Origin of the sequence: Mycobacterium sp. (genome assembly GCF_049683935.1) — a bacterium.
In the GTDB taxonomy this organism is placed as follows: Bacteria; Actinomycetota; Actinomycetes; order Mycobacteriales; family Mycobacteriaceae; genus Mycobacterium.
In genome coordinates this window covers 1-5,537 of record NZ_JBAUJR010000219.1, presented here as the reverse complement: position 1 = coordinate 5,537, position 5,537 = coordinate 1, and the positions used below count along the sequence as shown (strand labels likewise).

Genomic DNA, 5,537 nt, shown 5'->3' with positions numbered 1-5,537 from the left:
CTACGAAGACCACCCCGAACGGTTCCGCAACCGTCCACGAACCAAGAGCCCCAGCCCCGTGGTCGGCATCAACCTTCCCGCCGAAAACGACCCCGACCGACTCCACGCAGCTTGACAACGCCCGCGGAATACCGTTTCGGCGGAGAGAGGGAGAGCTAGAACGGCAGGGCGAACTTGACGATCTTGCGCACCACGGTCCCGAACTGATGCGGCAGGGAGCCCTTGTTGTAGGGCACGCCGTAGCGCTCGCAGATCTCCTGCACCTTGGGCGCGATCTCCGCGTGCCGGAAGGCCGGGATGTCGGGGAACAGGTGGTGCTCGATCTGGAACGACAGGTTGCCGCTGAGGATATGGAACAGCTTGCCGCCGGTCAGGTTCGCCGACCCGAGAATCTGGCGGAAGTACCATTGACCACGGGTCTCGGCCTTGGTCTCCTCGATCGAGAACTCCTGCACGTCCTCCGGGAAGTGCCCGCAGAAGATGATCATGTACGACCACACGTTGCGCACCAGGTTCGCGGTCATGTTGCCCGTGAAGACCCACGGCGCGAACGGTCCGGCCAGCAGCGGGAACGCCACATAATCCTTGAGGGTCTGCCGCTTGGTCTTGGCCCAGATGCCCGACAGGATCTCTTTCTTGTCCGTCAGCGTGATCTCACCGGAGGCGATCTTCTCGCTCTCCAGCTCGTGCAGCGCGACGCCGTACTGGAACAGCACCATCAGCAGGAACGCATACACCGGGTTGCCCAGGTAGTAGGGCCGCCACCGCTGGTCCGAGCTCATCCGCAGAATGCCGTAGCCGATGTCGCGGTCCAGCCCGACGATGTTGGTGTACGTGTGGTGCATGTAGTTGTGCGAGTGCCGCCACTGGTCACCGGGGCAGGCGTTGTCCCACTCGAAGTTCTTGCTCGAGATGTTCGGGTCGCCCATCCAGTCGTACTGGCCGTGCATGACGTTGTGGCCGATTTCCATGTTGTCGATGATCTTGGACAAGCTCAGCATCGCGGTGCCGGCCAGCCAGAACGGCGGGAAGATGCCGCCGAAGAGCAGTGCCCGGCCGCCGACCTCGAGGGTGCGCTGCGCCTTGATCATCCGTCGGATGTAGGTGGCGTCGCGTTCGCCGAGGTCGGCGATGACGCTTTCCTTGAGCTCGTCGAGCTCGCGGCCGAATGCGTCGGCCTGCTCGGGGGTCATGGTGATGGTGCGTCCCCCGACCGTCTTCTCGAGGGTCTTGGCCTGGGGTTGGGTCGTGACAGTCATTGGAATCTCCGTTTCTGTCGAGGTTCTGAAGGGCTTCAAAGAGCAATGTCGACGTCGCCGACGGGGGTGGTGATGCAGAGCTGCACGTCTTCTTCTTCGGCGCTGGACACCGCGCCGGTGATCACGTTGCGCACTGCGCCGCTGGTCTTGCGACGGGTGCAGGAGAAGCAGATGCCCATCCGGCAACCGCTCTCCGGCGTCAGGCCGGCGGCCTCAGCCTGATCGAGCAGCGGTCTGCCGTCGTCGGTGATCTCCACGCCGCTGTCGGCGAAAGTCACCTGGCCACCGGAGGATTCACCGGAGAACAACGGCGGCACGAAGCTCTCCGACGCGGCGTCCGGGCGCAGCGATCGCACCGCGTCGACCAGTTCCGGCGGCCCACACACGAAGACGTGGTCGGCGTCGGGCAGGGCCGCGTCGAGATGCTCGGATCCGAAGCGGCCGGCCAGGTCCGACCCGGTGGTCGTCCGGCTGTAGCCGTGCAGCACCGTGACGTTCGGCATCGCGCGGGCGATGTCGGCGAGCTCGTCGCGGTAGCACGCCTCTTCGGCGGACCGGGCGTAGTGGACGAACGCCACGGCTCCGGTGTGCCGCCGAGCGCGAAGCGTGCGCAGCATCGACATTACCGGGGTGATGCCACTGCCGCCGGAGACGAACAGTAGGGAACCGCTCCCAGAGGGCAACGTGAAGTCGCCGCCGACGGAGTCCAGCCCGACAACCATGCCGCTGCGGGCGTGCTCGATCAGGTAGGTGGACACCAGCCCGCCGTCGTGGCGGCCGATGGTCAGCTCGATGAGCCCGTCGGTCTCGGCGTTGGCCGGCGAATACGGCCGGGTGCGCCGACGACCGTCGATCTCGACCGAGAGGTTGATGTGCTGACCGGCGCGGAAGCCGGTGAAAGCACGGTTGGGTTCGAGTGTCAGCGTCACGCTGCGGGTGGTGGTGCGCCGTACCCCGATGATCCGGGCGCGGGCGTCGCCGCGCGTCCAGGTGGGGTCGACCAGCTCAGTGAAGCGATCCACGCCATGCGGACCGGTGAGCAAATCCAGCAGCGTGGACCGCCGAACTCGCTTGGTCAGAGTTTCAGTGAACATGTGTACACCATTGCCGCACGGGATCCTCACGTCAATGGATACCTGAAGGTTGTGGTAGGTTTCACAGCCAGTGAACAGTCGTACGCCCAGATCACACTCGGACAGTTCGGGCAGGTCGGGACGGTCGCGATCGAGGGCGTCCTCGCGCGGCCGGGACGACGCTGAGAAAGAGTCGCTGACCAGGGACCAGCGCAAGCAGGCCACCCGACGGGCGATCGTGGAAGCGGCACTGCACCTCCTCGCCGAGCGGAGTTTCAGCGCGCTGAGCCTGCGTGAGGTCACCCGCGAGGCCGGCATCGTCCCCGCGGCGTTCTACCGGCACTTCGACTCGATGGAATCCCTCGGCCTGGTCCTGATCGACGAGTCCTTCCGCACTCTGCGCGACATGTTGCGGGGGGCCCGCGCGGGCAAGCTCGATCCCAACCGCGTGATCGAGTCGTCGGTGGAGATCCTGGTCGACGGCGTCCAGGGTCGCCGCGAGCACTGGCGCTTCATCGGGCGCGAACGCTCCAGCGGCGTGGCCGTGCTGCGCTATGCCATCCGCACCGAGATCCGGTTGATCACCTCCGAACTGGCCATCGACCTGGCCCGCTTCCCCGGCCTGAACAGCTGGAGCAGCGAGGACCTCAACATCCTGGCCAGCGTGTTCGTCAACTCGATGATCGTGATCGCCGAGTCGCTCGAGGACACCACCGATGCCGACAACATCCAGGAGATCAAGCGCATCGCCATCAAGCAGTTGCGGATGATCACCGTCGGCGTGGCGGGCTGGCGCAGCAGTTAACGTGACGGGCATGGCGTCCGTCCTCGAAGTGACACATCCCCGGCCCGAGATCACCGTCCTGACGCTCAACCGGCCGGACAAACTCAACGCGCTGACCTACGAGCTGGTCGAGGAACTGCACACTGCGCTGGATGCGATCGCCGTCGACAACACCTGCCGGGTCGTCGTGCTGACCGGCGCCGGTCGCGGATTCTGCTCGGGCCTGGACCTTTCCGCACCCAATCCGACGGAAGCCGGTGGCGGCACCGAGTTCCCGCGCTCGGGGATGCGGTGGCAGGAGCGCATCGCCGACCTCACCGCGAAGATCCATCGCCTGCGCCAACCCGTGATCGCGGCCGTCAACGGTGTCGCCTACGGCGGTGGCTTCGGCATCGCGCTGGCCTGCGACATCCGCATCGGCACGGCGTCGGCAAAGTTCTGCACCCAGTTCATCAAGCTCGGGCTCGGCGGATGCGACATCGGGGTCAGCTACACGCTGCCGCGCATCATCGGGGCGGGGCCCGCGTTCGACCTGATCCTGACCGCGCGGGCGGTCGACGGTGACGAGGCGCTTCGGCTGGGCATCGTGTCCCGGCTCGCCGAGAACGTCGTCGACGACGCGCTGGCGATCGCCGAAACACTCTGCGGCTACGGTAAATTCGGCCTCGAGTCGACCAAGCAGGTACTGTGGGCCAATGTCGACGCCGGCAGCCTGGAAGCCGCTCTGCACCTGGAGAACCGCAGCCAGATCCTGGCGTCGACGAGCGGCGAGATGCGCGAGGCGGCCGCTTCGGTGCTGCGCAAGGACTAGACGGGCCTGCTGCCGGAAGGGCTCGCTGCCGAAACTGTATTCCACGCGGGATTTTTCGCCGATAGCCCACGTGGAATACAGTTTCGGCGCATTAGGGGTGGCGGAAAGAGGGGGTAGCGAATGCGAAGCCACGGTTGGTCTGGAAACCCGCCCTCGTCGGACGAGGAGGCGATCGCGCGCATCTTGGCCTCAGCGGACCGGATCGTCGCGGACCGAGGCTCCTCGATGCGCATCGCCGACGTGGCCCGCGATCTGGGAGTCACCCGCCAGACCGTCTACCGCTACTTCCCCAGCACCGAGGCACTATTGGTGGCATGCGCGATGCAGAAGGCCGACGGGTTCCTGGGACGCCTCGAACGACGGGTGCGCGACGAGACCGACCCCGTCACCGCGATGGTCGAGGGCATGGCGTTCACGATCGAATCGCTGGCAGACGATCCCCAGATCGGATTCCTGCTCAGCCAACGGGGCAAGCATTCGGTCGGCGGGTCCTTCACCACCGACACCGCATACACCTTCGGCCGGTCGCTGCTGCACCGGCTCGACGTCGACTGGGAGGCAAACGGTTTCGACGAGCACGCCCTCAACGAGCTGAACGAATTCTCGCTGCGGGTCCTCAATTCATTTCTCATCGACGCCGGAAACCCCAAGCGCAACGGCGTCGAGCTGCGCGAGTTCCTGTCCCGTTGGGTGGCACCCGCGATCGTCTACCCGCAAGTGGCCGAGATTCTCGACCCGCTGATCGAGGGCGGTGCTAACGCGGCGTCCCGCCCCCGTCGGCGATGATCACCTGCCCGGTGATGTAGCTGCCCGCGTCTGACGTCAAAAGCAATGCCGCACCGATCATTTCGTCGGCCGAGGCCAGCCGTCGCATGAGCGTGCCGTTGACCATCCCCTCGATGGCCTCCGGTGGGTTCTTGCGCATCATGTCGGTGTCGACGGGGCCGGGAGCCAGCGCGTTGACCCGGATGCCGTCGTGGACGAACTCGGCGGCCATCGAGCGGGTGAACGACATCAGCGCGGCCTTCATCGACGCGTAGATCGACAGCATCGGCGCGAAGATGAACGCGCCGACGGAGACCATGTTCAACACCGCGGCGTGCGGACTGGCCTTCAGATGGGGCAACGCCTCCTGGGTCAGGACCACCGGTCCGCGCAGGTTGACCTCGAACGACTTCGTCAGCGCGTCGACCGTCAACTGCCCCATGGGCTGGGCCAGCGGGTTGGCGGCGTTGTTCACCAGGACGTCGACCCCGCCGAACTCGGCGACCGTGCGCGCGACGAGCGACGCGAGGTCTTCCACGTCTCCGACGTGGGTGGGCACGCCGATCGCCTCGCCTCCCAACTCTCGCAGATGCGTGGCGGCCTGCTCGCACGCATCGGCCTTACGACTGGCGACGACCACCCGCGCCCCGGCCAGGACGTAACCCTCGGCCAGCGCCAACCCGATTCCGCGGGAGCCGCCCGTCACGATGACCGTCCGGCCGGTCATGTCGAACAGCCGGTCGAAGGAGCCCCGATCCACCTAGATGCAACCGCTCACGCTGATCCGGCGGCCGACGTCGGCGCAGACACTGACGTTGGGCGGCGGGATGTACACCGGCGGGGGC

General features: G+C 66.2%; 6 protein-coding genes. 3 read left to right on the top strand and 3 right to left on the bottom strand.

Translation table 11 applies throughout. The features are described 5' to 3' along the window. Positions 1 to 155: 155 nt before the first annotated feature. Both WA965_RS12630 and WA965_RS12625 read right to left on the bottom strand, forming a co-directional pair. Positions 156 to 1,259 carry a fatty acid desaturase family protein gene (locus tag WA965_RS12630; RefSeq protein ID WP_526303122.1) on the bottom strand — a complete coding sequence of 368 codons (1,104 nt, stop codon included), beginning with the start codon at positions 1,257 to 1,259 and terminating at the stop codon, positions 156 to 158. A 35-nt stretch (positions 1,260 to 1,294) separates the two neighbouring features. Continuing rightward, positions 1,295 to 2,353: a ferredoxin reductase gene (locus WA965_RS12625; RefSeq protein ID WP_526303121.1), complete on the bottom strand. Its 1,059-nt coding sequence runs from the start codon at positions 2,351 to 2,353 to the stop codon at positions 1,295 to 1,297. Between the two features lie 70 nt (positions 2,354 to 2,423). Between WA965_RS12625 and WA965_RS12620 the strand changes: the two genes are divergently transcribed. From WA965_RS12620 to WA965_RS12610, 3 genes are all read left to right on the top strand, one after another. Next, positions 2,424 to 3,137 (top strand): TetR/AcrR family transcriptional regulator, encoded by a 714-nt coding sequence (locus WA965_RS12620; protein ID WP_526303120.1) that lies wholly within the window; start codon positions 2,424 to 2,426, stop codon positions 3,135 to 3,137. A 10-nt stretch (positions 3,138 to 3,147) separates the two neighbouring features. Then, positions 3,148 to 3,927, top strand: coding sequence for an enoyl-CoA hydratase/isomerase family protein (locus WA965_RS12615; protein ID WP_526303119.1), 780 nt, complete (start codon positions 3,148 to 3,150; stop codon positions 3,925 to 3,927). Between the two features lie 120 nt (positions 3,928 to 4,047). After that, entirely contained in the window at positions 4,048 to 4,713 is a 666-nt protein-coding gene (locus WA965_RS12610) for a TetR/AcrR family transcriptional regulator (protein ID WP_526303118.1), read from the top strand. Here WA965_RS12610 and WA965_RS12605 read toward each other — a convergent pair. Continuing rightward, positions 4,682 to 5,452: an SDR family NAD(P)-dependent oxidoreductase gene (locus tag WA965_RS12605; protein WP_526303117.1), complete on the bottom strand. Its 771-nt coding sequence runs from the start codon at positions 5,450 to 5,452 to the stop codon at positions 4,682 to 4,684. The genes WA965_RS12610 and WA965_RS12605 overlap by 32 nt on opposite strands. Positions 5,453 to 5,537 lie beyond the last annotated feature (85 nt).

Excerpts from the sequence above, each read along its gene's own strand:
- WA965_RS12630 (WP_526303122.1), bottom strand. The coding sequence starts at position 1,259 with ATGACTGTCACGACCCAACCCCAGGCCAAGACCCTCGAGAAGACGGTC.
- WA965_RS12615 (WP_526303119.1), top strand. The coding sequence starts at position 3,148 with ATGGCGTCCGTCCTCGAAGTGACACATCCCCGGCCCGAGATCACCGTC.
- WA965_RS12625 (WP_526303121.1), bottom strand. The coding sequence starts at position 2,353 with ATGTTCACTGAAACTCTGACCAAGCGAGTTCGGCGGTCCACGCTGCTG.
- WA965_RS12610 (WP_526303118.1), top strand. The coding sequence starts at position 4,048 with ATGCGAAGCCACGGTTGGTCTGGAAACCCGCCCTCGTCGGACGAGGAG.